This is a genomic window from Paenibacillus sp. JJ1683, from assembly GCF_053006485.1.
Genome location: NZ_CM129820.1, coordinates 2,337,920 through 2,354,873 on the forward strand (window position 1 = coordinate 2,337,920; position 16,954 = coordinate 2,354,873).

At 44.7% G+C, this 16,954-nt stretch carries 16 protein-coding genes; 13 read left to right on the forward strand and 3 right to left on the reverse strand.

Features of this window, described 5'->3' with window-relative positions; translation table 11 throughout:
- Positions 1-52: 52 nt before the first annotated feature.
- From ACUC6J_RS10385 to ACUC6J_RS10400, 4 genes are all read left to right on the forward strand, one after another.
- Entirely contained in the window at positions 53-499 is a 447-nt protein-coding gene (locus tag ACUC6J_RS10385; RefSeq protein ID WP_019687051.1) for an OsmC family protein, read from the forward strand.
- A 69-nt stretch (positions 500-568) separates the two neighbouring features.
- A complete protein-coding gene (locus tag ACUC6J_RS10390) occupies positions 569-1,654 on the forward strand; it encodes a lactonase family protein (RefSeq protein ID WP_404303710.1) in 1,086 nt (361 codons plus the stop codon).
- A 509-nt stretch (positions 1,655-2,163) separates the two neighbouring features.
- A complete protein-coding gene (locus ACUC6J_RS10395; RefSeq protein ID WP_013370850.1) occupies positions 2,164-2,319 on the forward strand; it encodes a hypothetical protein in 156 nt (51 codons plus the stop codon).
- 174 nt (positions 2,320-2,493) lie between these two features.
- Positions 2,494-3,003, forward strand: coding sequence for a hypothetical protein (locus ACUC6J_RS10400; RefSeq protein WP_019687054.1), 510 nt, complete (start codon positions 2,494-2,496; stop codon positions 3,001-3,003).
- 140 nt (positions 3,004-3,143) lie between these two features.
- Here ACUC6J_RS10400 and ACUC6J_RS10405 read toward each other — a convergent pair whose 3' ends face one another.
- Positions 3,144-3,770, reverse strand: a complete 627-nt coding sequence (locus ACUC6J_RS10405; RefSeq protein WP_031463358.1) for an FMN-dependent NADH-azoreductase — start codon at positions 3,768-3,770, stop codon at positions 3,144-3,146.
- Positions 3,771-4,009: 239 nt separating this feature from the next.
- Here ACUC6J_RS10405 and murI point away from each other — a divergent pair, with 239 nt between their 5' ends.
- From murI to ACUC6J_RS10435, 6 genes are all read left to right on the forward strand, one after another.
- A complete protein-coding gene (gene murI, locus ACUC6J_RS10410; protein ID WP_045243833.1) occupies positions 4,010-4,864 on the forward strand; it encodes a glutamate racemase in 855 nt (284 codons plus the stop codon).
- Between the two features lie 103 nt (positions 4,865-4,967).
- Positions 4,968-5,819 (forward strand): aminoglycoside phosphotransferase family protein, encoded by an 852-nt coding sequence (locus ACUC6J_RS10415; protein ID WP_167440916.1) that lies wholly within the window; start codon positions 4,968-4,970, stop codon positions 5,817-5,819.
- A gap of 14 nt (positions 5,820-5,833) precedes the next feature.
- Entirely contained in the window at positions 5,834-6,256 is a 423-nt protein-coding gene (fosB, locus tag ACUC6J_RS10420; protein WP_167440917.1) for a metallothiol transferase FosB, read from the forward strand.
- Between the two features lie 67 nt (positions 6,257-6,323).
- Positions 6,324-7,718: an MATE family efflux transporter gene (locus ACUC6J_RS10425; protein ID WP_447250136.1), complete on the forward strand. Its 1,395-nt coding sequence runs from the start codon at positions 6,324-6,326 to the stop codon at positions 7,716-7,718.
- A 185-nt stretch (positions 7,719-7,903) separates the two neighbouring features.
- Entirely contained in the window at positions 7,904-8,884 is a 981-nt protein-coding gene (locus tag ACUC6J_RS10430) for a S8 family peptidase (RefSeq protein WP_153795175.1), read from the forward strand.
- Between the two features lie 147 nt (positions 8,885-9,031).
- Positions 9,032-9,517 (forward strand): tetratricopeptide repeat protein, encoded by a 486-nt coding sequence (locus ACUC6J_RS10435; protein ID WP_019687058.1) that lies wholly within the window; start codon positions 9,032-9,034, stop codon positions 9,515-9,517.
- A 153-nt stretch (positions 9,518-9,670) separates the two neighbouring features.
- Here ACUC6J_RS10435 and budA read toward each other — a convergent pair whose 3' ends face one another.
- Together budA and alsS are read right to left on the reverse strand one after the other, a co-directional pair.
- On the reverse strand, positions 9,671-10,417 hold the full coding sequence (budA, locus tag ACUC6J_RS10440) for an acetolactate decarboxylase (RefSeq protein ID WP_016821069.1): 747 nt from the start codon (positions 10,415-10,417) through the stop codon (positions 9,671-9,673).
- A gap of 163 nt (positions 10,418-10,580) precedes the next feature.
- A complete protein-coding gene (gene alsS / locus ACUC6J_RS10445) occupies positions 10,581-12,290 on the reverse strand; it encodes an acetolactate synthase AlsS (protein WP_026065499.1) in 1,710 nt (569 codons plus the stop codon).
- Between the two features lie 514 nt (positions 12,291-12,804).
- On the opposite strand from alsS, the gene uxaC reads away from it, so the two are divergent.
- The 3 genes from uxaC to ACUC6J_RS10460 all read left to right on the forward strand — a co-directional run bounded on the left by uxaC (position 12,805) and on the right by ACUC6J_RS10460 (position 16,872).
- Positions 12,805-14,229, forward strand: a complete 1,425-nt coding sequence (uxaC, locus tag ACUC6J_RS10450) for a glucuronate isomerase (protein ID WP_447250137.1) — start codon at positions 12,805-12,807, stop codon at positions 14,227-14,229.
- Between the two features lie 151 nt (positions 14,230-14,380).
- Positions 14,381-15,781 carry an MFS transporter gene (locus ACUC6J_RS10455; protein WP_016821072.1) on the forward strand — a complete coding sequence of 467 codons (1,401 nt, stop codon included), beginning with the start codon at positions 14,381-14,383 and terminating at the stop codon, positions 15,779-15,781.
- Positions 15,782-15,867: 86 nt separating this feature from the next.
- Positions 15,868-16,872 (forward strand): LacI family DNA-binding transcriptional regulator, encoded by a 1,005-nt coding sequence (locus ACUC6J_RS10460; protein ID WP_016821073.1) that lies wholly within the window; start codon positions 15,868-15,870, stop codon positions 16,870-16,872.
- Positions 16,873-16,954: the final 82 nt, after the last annotated feature.

The following is a 16,954-nucleotide window of genomic DNA, read 5'->3' on the forward strand; positions in this document are numbered from 1 at the left end:
TTACATTCACCTGTGTAAAGATTCATAATACAAGAGAGAGGAGTGACCTGAAATGGAGCATACCTTTCTGCTCAAGGCAGACTGGAACGGGGGGCGCAACAGCGACGGGCGTATTGAGGCCGGACAGTTGCGAACAGCGATTTCGATTCCGGCTGAGATGGGAGGCCCTGGTGTGGGCACCAATCCGGATGAAATGCTGCTCGGTGCAGCTGCTACCTGCTATCTGATTACTTTGGCGGCGATGATGGAGCGTGCCAGTCTCCCGGTGGTATCACTGGCACTGGAATCGGAAGGGATCGTCGATGTAACGAACAACATTTTTACATATCGCCGAATCGTGCATCGTCCGCGAGTTCTATTGTCCGTCGATGCAGCAGAATCACAAATCGAACAAGCATTGCGCCTTGCAGAGCAGGCTGAAACCTCATGCATGATCTCGCGTGCCGTAGCAGGAAATGTAGCATTGTCTACAGAGCCTGTGGTGGAGCGCGCCTCTTAAAGCAATATCTGTAACAGGAGCAATCATTCCAATTGCTCATCATTTTTTTAATCCAAGGAGGACACAACCATGACAGCACAACAAAAATTGCTCGTATTCGCAGGCTCTTACGCCGAATTGGAAGGTAACGGAGTTTATTCGTATACTTTTAATGAACAGACAGGAGCCCTGACGCTACAGGATGAGTTCTCCGGCTTGAAAAATCCTACATTCCTAAATGTGGACGTTAAAAATCGGAAGCTGTATTCTATTGGCGAGACAACTTCCGCTGCAGGAGCGAAGGTAGGCGAAGCCTCTGCTTTTGAAATTGACCCGGTTAAAGGCACATTTACATTGCTAAATCGTGCGGAAAACGTAGGCTCCACAACTTGTCATATTCAGCGTGATCCATCCGATCGTTACCTGATTGTGGTCAGCTACCACGGAGGTATGGTAGGGCTGGTCTCTCTGACTGAGGACGGACGTATCGGTGAGTTGCTGGATGTTCAACAGCACGAGGGCAAAGGAGCGCATCCTGAGCGTCAGGATCGTCCACATCCACATTCCAGCTTCTTTAGCCCGGACGGCCGTTTCCTGTTCGTACAAGATCTTGGACTGGATCTGATCCGTATTTATACCATTGATGACAGCAAAGGGCAACTGGTGCTGCACGGTGAAACAAAAACCCATGCAGGTGCAGGTCCACGTCACTTGACGTTCCACCCGAACAGTAAATTTGCTTTTGTTATTAACGAAGTGGATTCTTCCATTACTTCTTTCGCATATGATGCAGAAGCTGGTAAGCTTACTGAGCTGGAGAGTGTACCGACATTGCCGTCTGACTTTACTGGCGAAAACACAACAGCAGAAATTGCGATCTCACAGGATGGAGCTTATCTGTACGGTTCCAACCGTGGACATGATAGCATCGTAGTGTACGCTGTAGACGCTGCAACAGGCAAGCTGAGTCTAGTGGAGCATGTATCTGCTGAAGGCGAGCATCCGCGTCATTTTGCTTTGACACCTAATGGTGATTATATGCTCGTGGCTAACCGCGACACCAACAATATTGTTACCTTCAAAGTGGACAAGGCAAGCGGTCGCTTGACCTATACTGGACAACAAGTAACTGTGTCCAAGCCTGTATGCGTACAGCCTTTTTACTTTTCCGTGTAAAAATAGGGCAAAAACATCAGAATTATTGAAGTAACGGTATGCGGCTCGTGACCGCTACGAGAACGGACCAAACATAAAAATTTATTAGTAGAAACGGCTTGTAGGATAACTGCAGCCGTTTTTATTTTATACCCAGTCGTTCCAAATAGATCATTACCCACGGAAGTAATAAAAGTTTTAAGATCATAAATAAAATACGAATAATCTCGGTGGGAAAAGGGTACATATGTTATAAGCGGAACAGTTATCCCTTTTGCAATTTAGGACAAGCACTGTGGCTCCCATATATAAGGGTTGGAGCTTTGAAACGAAAAGATATATTTTAGTCTGAGTATTGGTATCAGTTTGTTAGATCGTTGTTGTTTTGGATAAATTCATGAAAGATGATAATGGCAAGGATAAGCTGAGTAACGAAGCGGGCAGTTGGATTTGGAGTAGCGATCGGAGAAACCATCTGTTTGCGCAGTGGGCTACACATTGCACGCATTCTTGAGGAGGATGGGATTCATATGAAAATAATCATTACACAAAAGGAAGCCGCCGACAAAGGAATCTGGACAGAGATTATGGGGATGTTTGCTGTAACCAAAGAGGACGAGGTATGGCAAAATGAAGAGTTTATTCTCACCGAGGAACAGGCACGTCAGGTGGGATTACTAAAATAACAAAGGTAAATTAGGACATGTCATCAAGTTTTAAGACCAAGTCTTAAAAAATCGTAACTTATTTTTTATGTATCTGATACACTTTTTAACCGTTCAAAGTTTATGATAGGTACACAAGGGTAATGAAGCTTACAGACACCGTGTACATACCCAAACGGCAAGGAGAGATCAGACATGATGAAATTAGCTTCGAAATGGACCGTATTGACTTTGATGATGATGCTGATTACGACGGCAGGGGCAACAGCGCAAGGCTACACACCTGTAGCAGCTGCTGAAAATCAGGAGACCGTATATATAAACCAAATGGACATTCGCGATGGACAAATTTATTTGTCAGCAGACCCGATTGAATGGTATGAAGGCGCAGCAGCAGACAAAGCATTTGTGGAGCATGAAGGAAATACAGGATTGGATGGAGCGCCGGATGGCTACTACATCGTAAACAATTCCGTACAAAATGACGTGTATCAGGTTGCACCAGATGCTACGGTAGAGGTGCAGATTTATGACCACACAGGGAATATAGAAGACACAGACGTGCAATGGAACGAATCCATTCCTTTGGCACAGTTTGAGAAGGATTTTGCTAAAAAGGATGTTCTGGACCTCAGCCAATTTCCATACCATGTTACGCTTCGTGACGGTAGGGTTGTAAAAATCGTGCAGCAGTTCATTCCTTAAATAGAGGTAAGCTCATACAGACACGTGCTTCTTACTTGATCACAGATCAGGGGAGCACGTGTTTTTGTATTTTGTAGCAAAAAAAAGAGGATTTCCATCCCGTAAAGGGTGCGGACATCCTCTTTTTTTCATATATATAATTAGAACGATTTTGCTGCGTCTACTGCACGTTGTACGGCAGAAGCAACGATCTCTTGTGCTTGGTCAGGAGCTTGGTTATGCCCTTCCAGTACAACCTTCACAATGTCTTTAACACCGAAGAAGGTTAAGATGTTGCTCATGAAGTTCAAAGACATTTCAGCAGCAGCAGCAGGCCCTTCGGAATAAACGCCGCCTCTTGCATTCAACAGGGCTACTTTAGTGTTAGTTACAAGACCTACAGGACCTTCAGCAGTGTATTTGAATGTTTTACCAGCTTGGTTCAGGTAGTCAATGTATGTGTGCAGTACAGCTGGAATCGTCATATTCCAGAGCGGGAAAGCAAATACGACTTTGTCTGCTGCCAAGAATTGATCCAGGTAACCATTAGCGATGTTTGCCAGGCGAGCTTCTTCTGCGTTCAGCTCCATGCCTCTTGCGGATTTGAACGTGCCGTTGATCATGTTAGCGTTCAGATAAGGAAGCTCGACGGAGAACAGGTCCAGCTCAGTGATTTCATCAGATGGGTGGGAAGACTTGTAGCTTTCCACGAATGCGTTATACAATTTAACTGTTGCAGATTCTTCAGCTGTACGATCATTAGCTTTGACAAATAATACTTTAGACATGATTTATTTCCCCCTAAGTAAGTTGAATAAGTAAGTTTAGTTAGTAAGTTACCACGTAATATTACAATATAAAGATAATATCTGTCAACACTTCTATATTAAATTTACTTTGAAAAGCTGCTTTATTTTTTACACTGTGAAATTTACGTGTTTCTTTTGCAAAATATCAGTTTTGCGGTAAAATTTAAATGTAAAGTCTAATGAAGAGTATGCTTGGATAGGCGAGGAAGGAAATGAACATGGTGCCATCAAGATTTAACACCATAGTTGAACGAAAAAAGGTGAGTAGCTTGAAGATAGGTTTTTTTGATTCGGGATTGGGTGGAATTACAGTATTGTCTGAGGCGCTAAGACGTTTGCCAAACGAAAATTTTGTTTACATGGCGGATACGCTTCATGTTCCTTATGGAACGAAAACACCCCAAGAGGTGCTTGGTTATGTCAAGGCTTCGGTGCAAACGATTCTAAAAGAGGATATTAAGGCATTGGTGATTGCCTGCAATACGGCTACAAGTATCGCGGTGGCGGAGCTAAGGAAGGAATATAAATTTCCGATTATCGGAATGGAACCAGCCGTGAAGCCAGCGGTCGAGATGAACCGAGCCAATGGTAAAAGAGTTCTGGTGCTGGCGACACCGTTGACATTAAAACAATCCGGTTATGCGGCACTAGTATCCAGAGTTGACGATCACGGAAGTGTGGACTCATTGCCTTTGCCGGAGCTCGTACAATATTGCGAACAGTTGAATTTTGACCGTACGGAATTGTTCAATTATTTTAACCATAAGCTGTCTTCGTTTAACTTAGACGTCTATGGTACGGTCGTATTGGGATGTACACATTATCCATTTTATAAGGAAATTTTGAGAGAACTGCTGCCTTCTCATATTCAGCTCATTGATGGGAGCCAGGGAACGGTCAAACGCTTGAAACAGGTGCTGTCCGAGCGTAATTTACTGGCAGCTCCGTTGACAACGGGCCAATTGCAGGAGGGACATGTCACTTTTCTATGTACCAGTCAGGATAAGGCCTATGTCCATAAGATGGAGCGGGCGCTTGAAATCTATGCGGAGCATGAAAAAATATATTTGTAAGAAAAGAATGGCTGGCGAACAGGTGGGCTAGATTAGCAATCCGAAGCGCCAGCCGCATTATTTGTCGTATTATTTATGGATCAGATGCATAGGGAGGTTTTACATGGACATTCAATTTATCCTGAATGAGCTGTATGAAGCAGGCGTGCTTGAAAGCCATATGCAAAATCTCAAACCGCTGACTGGCGGAACTTCGAGTGAAGTGGTTGTTGTCATGGACGGTACCAGACCACGATATGTCATTAAGCAAAATGATCCCGCGATTGTAAAAGCCGAGGCAGAATTTTTGCTAACCTATGCACAGATTGAGAAGCTATCTCGAGTGATTTATGTAGATTCGCTGCATCGTTATTTGGTATATGCGTTCAAGCCAGGGTTCACTAGGCAATATAGTGAAAGAAATAAGGGTGATTTGCTGCTCAGTCTGGCGACAGAGGTCATTGCACACTACAAATCCCTTCGAGAGGAACGCAAGTATGGTTATTCGGATCATCCGTTTGTGGAATGGAGAGATTTTTTGCTCCACAGAACGAAAGAATCCGAAAAGATTATACAAGACGTCTTACCCTCAGAAAATCATCGGTTCATCCATACTCTTGTGGCCGGATCACCGCAGCGGAATATTAAATATTTGCTTCATGGCGATTTCGGAGTACATAATTTTGTGTTTGCCGAAAATGGTACATTGACAGGTATTATTGACCCTGATCCAGTGGTGGGAGAACCTCTGTATGATTTGATATATGCCTTTTGTTCTTCACCGGATAGGCTGACCATCGATACCATTTTGCCGGCGGTAGAGAAGCTTAGTCCAGAGATGACAGGGGAATATGAGCTGAACAGGGAAGTGCTACAGGGATTATACTTTCGTATAGCTACCTGCATTCGCCATCATCCGGAAGATCTAGACCAATATACAGAAGCATGGAATTACTGGCTGAACAGGGTTCGCTGAAAGGAATAGGAAGCATGAGCATACAAGGATGGAATCACATTTGCTTTTCGGTGTCTAATTTGGATAAGTCTATACAATTCTATCAGAATGTACTAGATGGAAAATTGCTCGTTAAAGGACGCAAGCTGGCTTATCTGGATTGCCTGGGAATGTGGTTGGCTCTCAATGTGGAAGAGGATATTCCGAGAAATGAAATTCATCATTCCTACACGCATATTGCATTTTCAGTAGCGGAAGCGGATTTTGAAAGTATGCTTAACAAGCTGAAAACTCTTAATGTCCCTATTCTGCCCGGACGGGAGCGAAATGAACAGGATAAAAGATCAGTCTATTTTACAGATCCAGACGGACACAAGTTCGAATTCCACACAGGACAATTGCAGGACCGCTTGGAATATTATAAAAATGATAAAAAACATATGACTTTTTACGAATAAGTAAGCGTTATCAAAAAATGTATGAGTAAATTTGGATTTACATACGGAAGCGGAGGAATACAGAAGTATGTCATTGTCGCAGGAAAGTGGCTCCAAGCAAGCGCAGGCCGTTAAAACGATGACGGTTTTCGCGATTACTTGGCCGATCTTCATAGAAATGCTATTTCATATTTTGATGGGTAGCGTGGATACGTTCATGCTTAGCCATGTTTCAGATGAGGTTGTATCGGCTGTCGGTGTATCCAGACAGTTAATTGAATTTACGATTATACTCTTCAATCTGCTTGGTCTTGGAGTAGGTGTGATCATTGCTCAGTTATTAGGTGCGCAAAAGCATGTGGACGCAAGCCGTGTTACCGCATCGGCACTAACCTTTAATCTGGTATTTGGCCTGGCGCTGAGTTTGATGTTTATCGTGAGCCGGGATTTTTTACTATCCTTCTATCATATTACTCCGACCATTAAGGAAAATGCAGAAATCTATATGATGCTGGCAGGGGGTTCGCTTTTTTTGGAAGCCCTTATGCTAACCGCAGGGCCGGTCATTCGCTCGCATGGTTTTACCAAAGATACGATGATCGTAGGCATCGGCATGAATATATTGCATGTTGTGGGAAATGCATTGCTCATATACGGCTGGTTTGGTCTGCCGCAAATGGGAGTGGCGGGAGCAGCGATTTCAACGGTTATTAGCCGCGTCGTCGCATGTGTGTGGATTTTTATCCTGCTGTACAAACGTGTAAGTGCGCCGATTCGTATCCAATATTATGTACAGCTTCAATGGAGCAAGCTGGTGGCGATCCTTAAAATTGGTATTCCTGCGGGGCTGGAATGGCTTTCTTATCAGCTTAGTCAAATGATGGTGACCCGATTTGTCAGCTTTATGGGTACAACAGCGATTGCAACTCATTTCTATACGAATACGATTGTGTATTTTTTTATGGTATTTGGAATGGCCGTCGGCGAGGGAACCGAAATTATTGTGGCTCGCCTGATTGGAGCAGGAGACAAGGAAAAAGCATATCATCAACTTTTGCGAAGCCTGAAATGGTCACTAGTCATTACGATTGCTGTGATCGTGGCTGTATACTTTTTCCGATATGAAGTGATGGCGATCTTTACGGACGAGCCAGCGATCATTCAATTAGGGGCAGCGATTTTGTTGTTCTGTATATTGCTGGAGCCGGGCCGTGTGTTCAATCACGTGGTCATTAACTCCCTGCGAGCAGCAGGAGATGTTCAGTTCCCCTTAATGATGGCCATTATTTCAATGTGGGGGATCAAAATCCCGCTAGCATATGTGCTAGGCATTCATATGGGATATGGTGTGCTGGGTGTGTGGATAGCACATGCATGCGATGAATGGGTACGAGGTATTTTTCACTATTTACGCTGGAAAGGCCGGAAATGGCAGCACAAATCGTTGTTATCTAAGGCTGAGCTACAAGCAGAATCAATCTAAGGCTCATAGAGGCAGACATTTCCCAATTGATTTGGTTGATGTCTGTTTTTTTTGCAAAAATAAGCAAATTGGGATGTTCAAACTTTTCAAAAATTGCTAGAATATAGTAACCTCGAATGCAGTAGAGGTTTTCAAAGTTTCAAAGACGGATGGTTTCCAATTGAATCCATGAAGGAGGGAATAAGATGGAACGTAAAGTGCATATCATTCCTTACCAAGTGATCAAGCAGGAGCAACAAGTGAATGAAATACCGCGAGGGGTGGAGATGATCCAGGCACCTGCGGTATGGAACCAGACTCGAGGCCGAGGAGTAAAGGTGGCGGTGCTGGACACGGGCTGTGATGCGGACCATCCGGATCTGAAGGCACGCATTATTGGTGGCCGCAATTTCACGGATGATGATGAAGGTGATCCGGAAAATTTCAAGGATTACAACGGTCACGGTACACATGTGGCAGGAACCATTGCGGCAGCGGAAAATGAGAATGGTGTCGTAGGTGTCGCCCCAGAGGCAGATCTGCTCATCATCAAAGTGCTAAACAAGCAGGGCTCCGGTCAATATGACTGGATCATCCAAGGTATCTATTATGCGATTGAGCAAAAGGCAGACATCATCTCAATGTCGCTTGGTGGCCCTGAGGATGTGCCTGAGCTTCATGAAGCAGTAAAAAAGGCTGTAGCCAGCCAAATCCTGGTCATCTGTGCAGCTGGAAATGAGGGAGACGGTGACGACAGAACGGACGAGCTCGGCTACCCTGGCTGCTATAATGAAGTGATCAGCGTAGGTGCTATCAACTTTGACAGACACGCCTCAGAGTTCAGTAATTCTAATAATGAGGTGGATTTGGTTGCACCAGGAGAAGATATTTTGTCCACAGTTCCGGGCGGGAAATATGCGACCTTTAGCGGAACATCGATGGCTACTCCGCACGTAGCAGGTGCATTGGCGTTGATTAAGCAGCTGGCGAATGCGAGCTTTGAGCGTGATCTCACCGAACCGGAATTATACGCCCAACTCATCAAACGCACAATTCCACTCGGCAATTCTCCTAAGATGGAGGGCAACGGCCTGCTGTACTTGACAGCAGTGGAGGAGCTTTCCCGTATTTTCGACACGCAACGTGTAGCGGGAATATTGAGTACAGCATCGTTGAAGGTTAAATAAGTCGTAACAACGGACTATAACGACTCTCCTAAGCGGAGAGTCTTTTTGTGCGCTTCATTATATTTGAGAATCTCCATTTACATCGTATTCAAATGTCGGGTAACATGTATCTCAAGGAAATAGTCAAGAAAAAAGTGGGGAATTAGCATGGAACAAATGATTGCAAAAGTCAGCGATCTAAGACGTACAGGACAGGCAATGGAAGCACGTGAGCTTTTATTAGAGGCCCTTGAGCAGGAGCCGAAAGAAGCGGAGTTATGGTATCAGACAGCCTGGACGCACGACGTATTGGGCATGGAAAGGGAGGCGGTTCCCTTTTATGAAAAAAGCCTAGGTATGGCACTAGCCGCAGATTCCAGGAGAGGAGCCATCCTAGGATTAAGCAGTACATATCGTGTATTAGGGGATTACGCCAAGGCGAAAGCGTGGTTGGACACAGGAATGAACGAATTTCCGGATTACAGACCGTTTCGGGTATTCTACGCTATGGTGTTATATAATCTGGGGGAACACGGGAAGGCCATGGAGGGGCTGCTCATGGAGTTGGCTGAAACGACCGCAGACATAACATTACAGGAGTACTCCCGTGCCATTCAATATTATGCTGATAAGTTAGACCAGATCGAGGAATAAGTAGGCCGGAGTGAGAGCATAAGCGGCATTGTGTATATATGTTGCCTACATAAAAAGATCACAGTCAGAGAGCAGTAGCCTCATTTTCTGACTGTGATCTTTTGCTTTTTTATTGTCTAGAAGGGACCGTACCTTGATGAGCTATATGCGTAATTATTGTGCACCTTCAGTAACAGCGATTTCTTTCTCCAAGTCTACTCTGGACAAATTAGCCTTCAAGTAATCTGGTGTATCGGGCAGCACAAGATGTAGATTGGATTTTTGACAAATACGGATTGTGCACTTGTCGACAACAAAATCAAAAACATGCCCGCCTCCAGTGCGTTCATCATTAATAAAATGGAGATGAAATCCGGCTACTCCAATCCCTTGGGCATAAGCAGGTGTCCAAAAGCCTGTGATCACGCCGGAAGCGTCATTAAAAGTAAAGGTAGGCTGTGACTTGGTTGCTTCGATAAATGGTTTGTAAGGCTTCACTTGATGAGGCACAGTACGTGTCTTTACTTCACGAAAAGTGCCATCCATACGGAAGGCATAGAACAGATTACGGCTTGGAAACAGCTTTAGCAGCAAAGCTTCCAGCTCTTCACGATGCATGGGATGGTCAATAGTATATGTGAAATCTTCGCGGAAAAAGGTGACGGTGGAAAACGGAGTAGTTTCTTCCGGTTTTACGCGATGGGCCGTACCGTCTGGAAGCAAGTGATAAAATTCACCATCGAACGCGATCATCTCGCCATTCAGTTGATCAAAGGTACCAATTCCGAAATCCCCGTGCTTTTGCAGCTCCTCAAAGGCAACAACTCCATCATAAAGACCATCTAATAGAGCAAGCATAGTGGACGTTTGGTAAATATCATGATCAGTTTCTTGCTTGGTTTCCAGTCCTGCAACGGTCATGGTAATACACTTCCTTTTGTAATTGTATGCATTCATTTTCTTTCTTTTTCAATAATAAACGTAATGTTTCAGTAAATAACACAAATAGCTCAAAAAAATTATAAAAAATAACGTGTTGCTCTTTAATTGTCACGAAACCGTCACGAGAAAGTCTCGGTAAAAGTTAGTTTAATTGATTTGGTAGCAGTTTGCGTCCCAACTGGATATTATCTTGATAATCAATCGGAATATCAACGACCACAGGGCCATCCGTATGAAGAGCTTGCTGCAATACGTTTTCCAGTTCTTCAGGAGAGTGGACGCGTAATCCAGTGGCCCCAAAGCTTTCCGCATATTTCACGACATCGACATCTCCAAATTTTACGCCAGACGTTCTGCCGTATTTAATCTGTTGTTGAAAGGCGACCATGTCATAGGTACCATCTCTCCATACAATATGCACTAGCGGTGAGTTAAGACGTACAGCGGTTTCGAGCTCCATGGATGAAAACAGAAATCCTCCGTCTCCAGAAATAGACACGACTTTTTGACCGGGGTTGACGAGTGTAGCGGCAATCCCCCAAGGCAGTGCTACGCCCAACGTCTGCATTCCGTTGCTGAATAGCAGGCGTCGCGGTTCATACGAACGGAAATACCGTGCCATCCAAATGTAGTGTGAACCGACATCACAGGTGACTGTGACGTTATCATCAATCAGACTGCGAAGTGTGCGAATAAATTGTAATGGATGAATCAGAAAATCATGCTTGTGGGCTGGAACAGCTGCTTGCTCGTTCAGATCATGGCGTAGACGATTCAATTGGTCGCAGGAGGATTTAGGTAGCTTTAAGGTAGGCAACTCTTCTGCGAGGCCACTCACAATCAGACCTATGTTCCCGATTAACTCGTAGTCCGGTTGATAATCATGATCAATATCGGCTTGATGGTCATCCAGATGAATGAGTGTTCGATTTGCCGGGATGTTCCAGTTTTTTGGGTCGTATTCGATAGGATCATAGCCAATCGTCAGTACCAAATCTGCGGCTCCAAGCAGCATATCACCCGGTTGATTTTGGAACAGCCCCACTCTTCCAAAATAGTGGTCTTCCAGTTCACGGGAGATGGCTCCAGCGGCCTGGAAGGTTTCGACAACAGGCAGATCTGTATCTCGAATAAGAGCACGGATAGCTGCGGTGGCTTCAGGCGTGCTGGCTTTCATACCGAGAAGAAGTACGGGCAGTTTGGCTTTTCTGATTTGGTCTGCGACTTGTTTGATGAGCTCGGCGGGTGCAGTCCCAAGCTGGGGAAGGGAAACCTTCTCAATGACTGTTACTTCGGATGACGAAGTCAACACGTCCTGCGGCAGGCTGACGAATGTGGCTCCAGGCTGGGCTGAGGTCGCAATCCGAAATGCATTAGCAATGGCTTCCGGTACATTATCAGGGTGTTCTACTTCTACACTGTATTTAGTGATAGGTTCGAATAGTCCGGCATTATCCATAGATTGATGTGTGCGTTTCAGGCGTTCCGATCTTGGGACTGCACCTGCAATGGCGACGACAGGATCACTTTCTGCATTCGCGGTGACAAGTCCTGTCGCCAAGTTAGACGCGCCTGGACCCGAGGTAACAATGCATACACCCGGCTTACCAGTTAATCGACCGACCGCTGCTGCCATAAAGGCGGCATTTTGTTCATGGCGGCATACGATCAATTCTGGACCCCGATCTTGAAGAACATCAAAAACAGAATCGATTTTGGCACCTGGAATGCCAAAAATATGCGTAACCCCTTGCTTAATCAAACAGTCGACAACAAGGTCGGCTCCTTTTGTATCGGATTTGGTTTTAGTTTTAGTTTGAACAGCTTGCACTTTTGTACTCAATGCTACCACCTCTTCTTCTTCGTGTGTGAAATAAACTAATGAAATACTTTCAATGTAAATCAATGGATGTATATTGCAATTATAATACAATAACTGGTATTTTCAAGAAAGAAATTTTCAGAAAAAAAGAGAAAATCGTATAAAACGTTTTCAAAGTTTGATTTATCGCGGAAATTAAAATTTGTGGAATTTTCTTATGGTCTCGGTCATCGAGAAGGTTTAGAACAGTTCTCCTCAAATGGGGCAGATCATTTTTATCCGCTCACATGATAAAAATCACTTTCCTCCACAAAGGATAGCGGTTACAATGTAATTGTTGTTAACGTAAACATTAAATTTAAGGTGAAGTAATCCAGCGTGATAGGATATACAGGAATCATATTATAGCTTTTTCATCCTGTATAACCACGTGTATTTCTATGTTATGAGAATGTAATTGTTAAAAGGAAAGTAGTGTCTCGGACATTTTTGTTAACGTTAACAATTAATTAAGAAACACGATTATAGAAGGGATGAGAAAGTAATGACCAAAACGTTTTTAGACGAAAACTTTTTGTTGAGTAATCCAACGGCTGAAACCTTGTATCATCAATATGCCAAGGATATGCCGATTATTGACTATCATTGTCATTTAAGTCCACAAGAAATTTATGAAAATAAAAAATTCAAGAATATTACGGAAGCTTGGTTGTACGGTGATCATTACAAGTGGAGACTTATGCGGGCCAATGGGGTCGAGGAGCGATTGATCACGGGTGATGGTGAAGATTATGATAAGTTTCTGGCCTGGGCCAAAACTGTACCTACATTGATCGGCAACCCGTTGTACCATTGGACACATTTGGAGCTTCAACGCTTTTTTGGTGTCTACGAGTTGCTGAATGAACAGAACGCACCTGTGATTTGGGAAAAGGTAAACCAAAAGCTGCAGGGGCCGGGCTATGGGGCACGTGATCTGATTGTGAACTCGAAGGTAACTGTCGTGTGCACCACGGATGATCCGACCGACCATCTCGAATACCACAAACAAATCAGCAAGCTGACCGATTTCCCAGTAGCTGTGTTGCCAAGCTTCCGCCCCGACAAAGCTTTGGAAATTAATCGTGAAACCTTCCAGCCATGGGTGGCTCGATTGGGTGAAGTCAGCGGATTGGACGTTTCCGGGTTTGAAGGATTTTTGAATGCGCTGGCAAGCCGGGTGCGCCATTTTCATGCTGCCGGAGGTCGGGTATCTGATCATGCGCTGGATACTGTAGTTTTTGAAGAAACAACACCAGAGGAAGCAGCAGCCATATTCAGCAAGGGGCTGGAGGAAGGCCGTGTGACTCCTTTGGAAGAGGCGAAATATAAGTCGTACGTGCTGGTCTTCCTTGGCAAACAGTATGCAGAACACGGCTGGGCGATGCAGTACCATATTCACGCGCTGCGTAACAACAACACTGCGATGTTCCGTCGTTTGGGACCGGATACAGGCTACGATGCTGTTAATGATGGTTCCCTCGCCCGTCCACTGGCAGCATTACTGGACGCACAGGAACTGGCAGGAGGATTGCCAAGAACCATTTTGTATTCGCTTAATTCGGTTGACTATCCAGTATTGGCAAGTCTCGCAGGCAGTTTCCAATCCGGTGGTACAGTAGGGAAAATCCAGTTTGGTACCGCTTGGTGGTTTAATGACCATATCGAAGGCATGCAGGAGCAGATGAAGCTGCTGGCTAATTACGGAGTGCTATCCCGCTTTATTGGCATGCTGACGGATTCGCGCAGCTTTCTATCTTACACACGTCATGAATATTTCCGCCGTATCCTTTGCGATTTAATCGGAACGTGGGTTCAGGAGGGCAAGGCCCCTGAGGATATGGAACTGCTCGGAGCCATGGTACAAAATATTTGCTACAATAACGCCGAGCAATATTTTAACTTCCCAACGGTTGTTCATAGTAAGTGACGCTACATTCTAAAGTGAGGACTCACTAACTTCAGAGAAAAGGAGCTCTTGCTAGGAGCTTGTACCCAACTCTCGGCAAGAGCAATTAAAAACCAAAATAGATATCAATGAGTATGTGAAAATAATTACAAGTGTAGAGGAGTGTGTAGGTATGGGAGTGCCTATCGTGCAGGAGAGCGTCCAAACTGACAACAAGACAGGTGAGCATATTAGCCTGAAAGAAAAGATTTCGTATGGTATGGGTGACTTTGGAAACGGATTCATGTTTGATTTGGGGCAGTTGTATTTGCTGAAATTTTTTACGGATGTAGCAGGGGTTTCTGCAGGAGCCGCCGCAGGCATCTTCTTGGTCAGCAAGCTGTTTGCCGCCGTCTGTGATCCCATTGTAGGGTCCTTTGTTGATTATCGCAAACATATCGGTACACGCGGAAAATTTAGACCTTTTCTTGTCGTTGGAAGCGTTATCCTAGCAATTCTTACGGTTCTTACCTTTATTTCGCCGAATATTTCACCCACAGGCAAACTCATTTACGCCTACGCGTCCTATATGATCTGGGGGATTGGTTACTCTATTGTAAACATTCCATACGGCTCGTTGGGTGCTGCCATTACGCAGGATACTCAGCAACGTGCTTCGTTGTCATCTTTCCGTCAGGCGGGATCACTAGGCGCATTATTCGTAACCAGTGTCGTGGTCATGCCGCTTATTTTATTGTTTCCTAACCATCATGTTGGCTATCCGGTGGTCATGGGGATCATGTCATTCATTGGTGTGATCGCTTTCATCATATGTTACCGAGGAACGAAAGAACGTATTATTAGCCAGTCCGGGCCCAAAGAGAAGCTATCTTTAGGCGTGATTGTGCACACCTTTACGAATAATAAACCCTTGCTGGTGCTCGTTTTAATGACGATTTTCACCATTTCCGCTTACAATATCAAGTCCGCACTGTTGATCTATTTTGCCGAATATAATTTGGGACATGTAGAATTAATGGCGTATATGAATTTTATTATTATCGGTTCGTCACTGCTGGGTGTATTGTTCCTGCCCAAACTGGTACGGCGTTTTGGTAAACGAAAAACAGCAATCTTAGGGATGCTAGTTAGCGTTATTGCCGATTCGATTAACTTTTTGATGCCTTCCAACGTATATATTTTCACAATTCTGGCGAGTATTTCGTTCATTGGTATTAGTATTCCCAACGGGGTTACCTGGGCATTCGTGTCCGATATCATTGATTACGGCGAATGGTCATCCGGGGAGCGCAAGGAAGGGATTACCTACTCACTATTTAACTTTTCACGTAAATTGGCTCAATCCTTGTCCGGCTTTCTATCGGGTATTGGACTGGCGCTTGTAGGATATGTACCGAATGTGATTCAATCCTCTGGAACGCTGCTTGGAATCAAAGCCTTGCTTTGTCTTTATCCGGCTGTTGCCTTGGCATTGGCCATGCTAGTAATCGGTAAAATGTACAAACTGACGGACAGCAGACATGCAGAAATGGTTCAAGAATTACAGCGTCGACATGCGGACAACCGCGTATAATTTGTGAAGGTCTTCTTTTCCGGGCGGCTCCTGTGGTATGGTGAGTATATAATTTTTTAGAGCCTTACTAAGGAAAGGATACGTATATGGCAGCTACTATTAAAGACATTGCCAAACTGGCTAATGTTTCCCATACAACCGTCTCCCGGGCGCTCAATAACAGCCCGCTGATTAAAGAAGATACGAAACGCAAAATTATGGAGTTGGCAGAGCAGCTCAATTACATTCCAAATTACAATGCTAAAAGCCTGGTTCTCCAGCGCTCGCATACGATAGGCCTGTTTTTCACCAGTATTTCAGAAGGCACCAGCTCCAGTTTTTTTGCGGATACCATCCGTGGAGTTAACAACGTCATTGGGGTGGATTACAATCTGTTTGTGCGAGGAATTGACGATTACGCTGATTTTTCTGCTATTCATCGCAAGCGTTTTGATGGCATCATTCTGATGAGTCAAAGCGAAGCGGACAACCCTTTTATTTATCATGTGCTAGGTCAAGGCATTCCGCTAGTTGTACTGAACCGGCAGGTGTCTGGGGCTGGGATTGTAAATGTGATTTCTAATGATAAGGAAGGCTCCTATGAAGCTGTTTCCTTTCTCATTGAAAGCGGGCATGAACGCATTGCGATTATCGAGGGGGTAGAAGGCTTCAAGTCGACCCAGCAACGCCGCGAGGGTTTCATGAATGCATTAATTGATCGTGGTAAGCCGATCCGACACGAATATATTGTGCAGGGTCACTATGATACGGAAAGCGGAAGTCTGGCAATGAAGCAACTGCTTGCCTTGGAAGAACCACCGACAGCAGTGTTTTGCTCTAACGATGATATGGCTATTGGTGCGATGAATGCGGTATTTGAAAATGGCTTGAAAGTACCGGAGGATATCTCTATCATTGGGTTTGACGATATCGGCTTCTCAATGTATACGACTCCACCGTTAACGACGGTCAAAAGACCGATTGAGCAGATTAGCGAGCGCGGAGCCGCTTGCATTCTGGAACGAATTCAGTCACCGTCCAATGAGGGCGAGCTTATATTTATGGAAACCGCGCTCATGAAGCGGAAATCGACGGCAGACAGACTACGCTGAGTTTTGTTATGTAAAAGAGGCAAGCCCCAAAGGGGCAGGAACAATGCTCAAGCACTGTTCCTGCCCCTTTTTTGTTGAAATG

What these genes read in the sequence shown, in the direction of transcription:
- ACUC6J_RS10385 (WP_019687051.1), top strand. Translation starts at nt 53, where the DNA reads ATGGAGCATACCTTTCTGCTCAAGGCAGACTGGAACGGGGGGCGCAAC.
- ACUC6J_RS10390 (WP_404303710.1), top strand. Translation starts at nt 569, where the DNA reads ATGACAGCACAACAAAAATTGCTCGTATTCGCAGGCTCTTACGCCGAA.
- ACUC6J_RS10395 (WP_013370850.1), top strand. Translation starts at nt 2,164, where the DNA reads ATGAAAATAATCATTACACAAAAGGAAGCCGCCGACAAAGGAATCTGG.
- ACUC6J_RS10400 (WP_019687054.1), top strand. Translation starts at nt 2,494, where the DNA reads ATGATGAAATTAGCTTCGAAATGGACCGTATTGACTTTGATGATGATG.
- ACUC6J_RS10405 (WP_031463358.1), bottom strand. Translation starts at nt 3,770, where the DNA reads ATGTCTAAAGTATTATTTGTCAAAGCTAATGATCGTACAGCTGAAGAA.
- murI (WP_045243833.1), top strand. Translation starts at nt 4,010, where the DNA reads ATGGTGCCATCAAGATTTAACACCATAGTTGAACGAAAAAAGGTGAGT.
- ACUC6J_RS10415 (WP_167440916.1), top strand. Translation starts at nt 4,968, where the DNA reads ATGGACATTCAATTTATCCTGAATGAGCTGTATGAAGCAGGCGTGCTT.
- fosB (WP_167440917.1), top strand. Translation starts at nt 5,834, where the DNA reads ATGAGCATACAAGGATGGAATCACATTTGCTTTTCGGTGTCTAATTTG.
- ACUC6J_RS10425 (WP_447250136.1), top strand. Translation starts at nt 6,324, where the DNA reads ATGTCATTGTCGCAGGAAAGTGGCTCCAAGCAAGCGCAGGCCGTTAAA.
- ACUC6J_RS10430 (WP_153795175.1), top strand. Translation starts at nt 7,904, where the DNA reads ATGGAACGTAAAGTGCATATCATTCCTTACCAAGTGATCAAGCAGGAG.
- ACUC6J_RS10435 (WP_019687058.1), top strand. Translation starts at nt 9,032, where the DNA reads ATGGAACAAATGATTGCAAAAGTCAGCGATCTAAGACGTACAGGACAG.
- budA (WP_016821069.1), bottom strand. Translation starts at nt 10,417, where the DNA reads ATGACCGTTGCAGGACTGGAAACCAAGCAAGAAACTGATCATGATATT.
- uxaC (WP_447250137.1), top strand. Translation starts at nt 12,805, where the DNA reads ATGACCAAAACGTTTTTAGACGAAAACTTTTTGTTGAGTAATCCAACG.
- ACUC6J_RS10455 (WP_016821072.1), top strand. Translation starts at nt 14,381, where the DNA reads ATGGGAGTGCCTATCGTGCAGGAGAGCGTCCAAACTGACAACAAGACA.
- ACUC6J_RS10460 (WP_016821073.1), top strand. Translation starts at nt 15,868, where the DNA reads ATGGCAGCTACTATTAAAGACATTGCCAAACTGGCTAATGTTTCCCAT.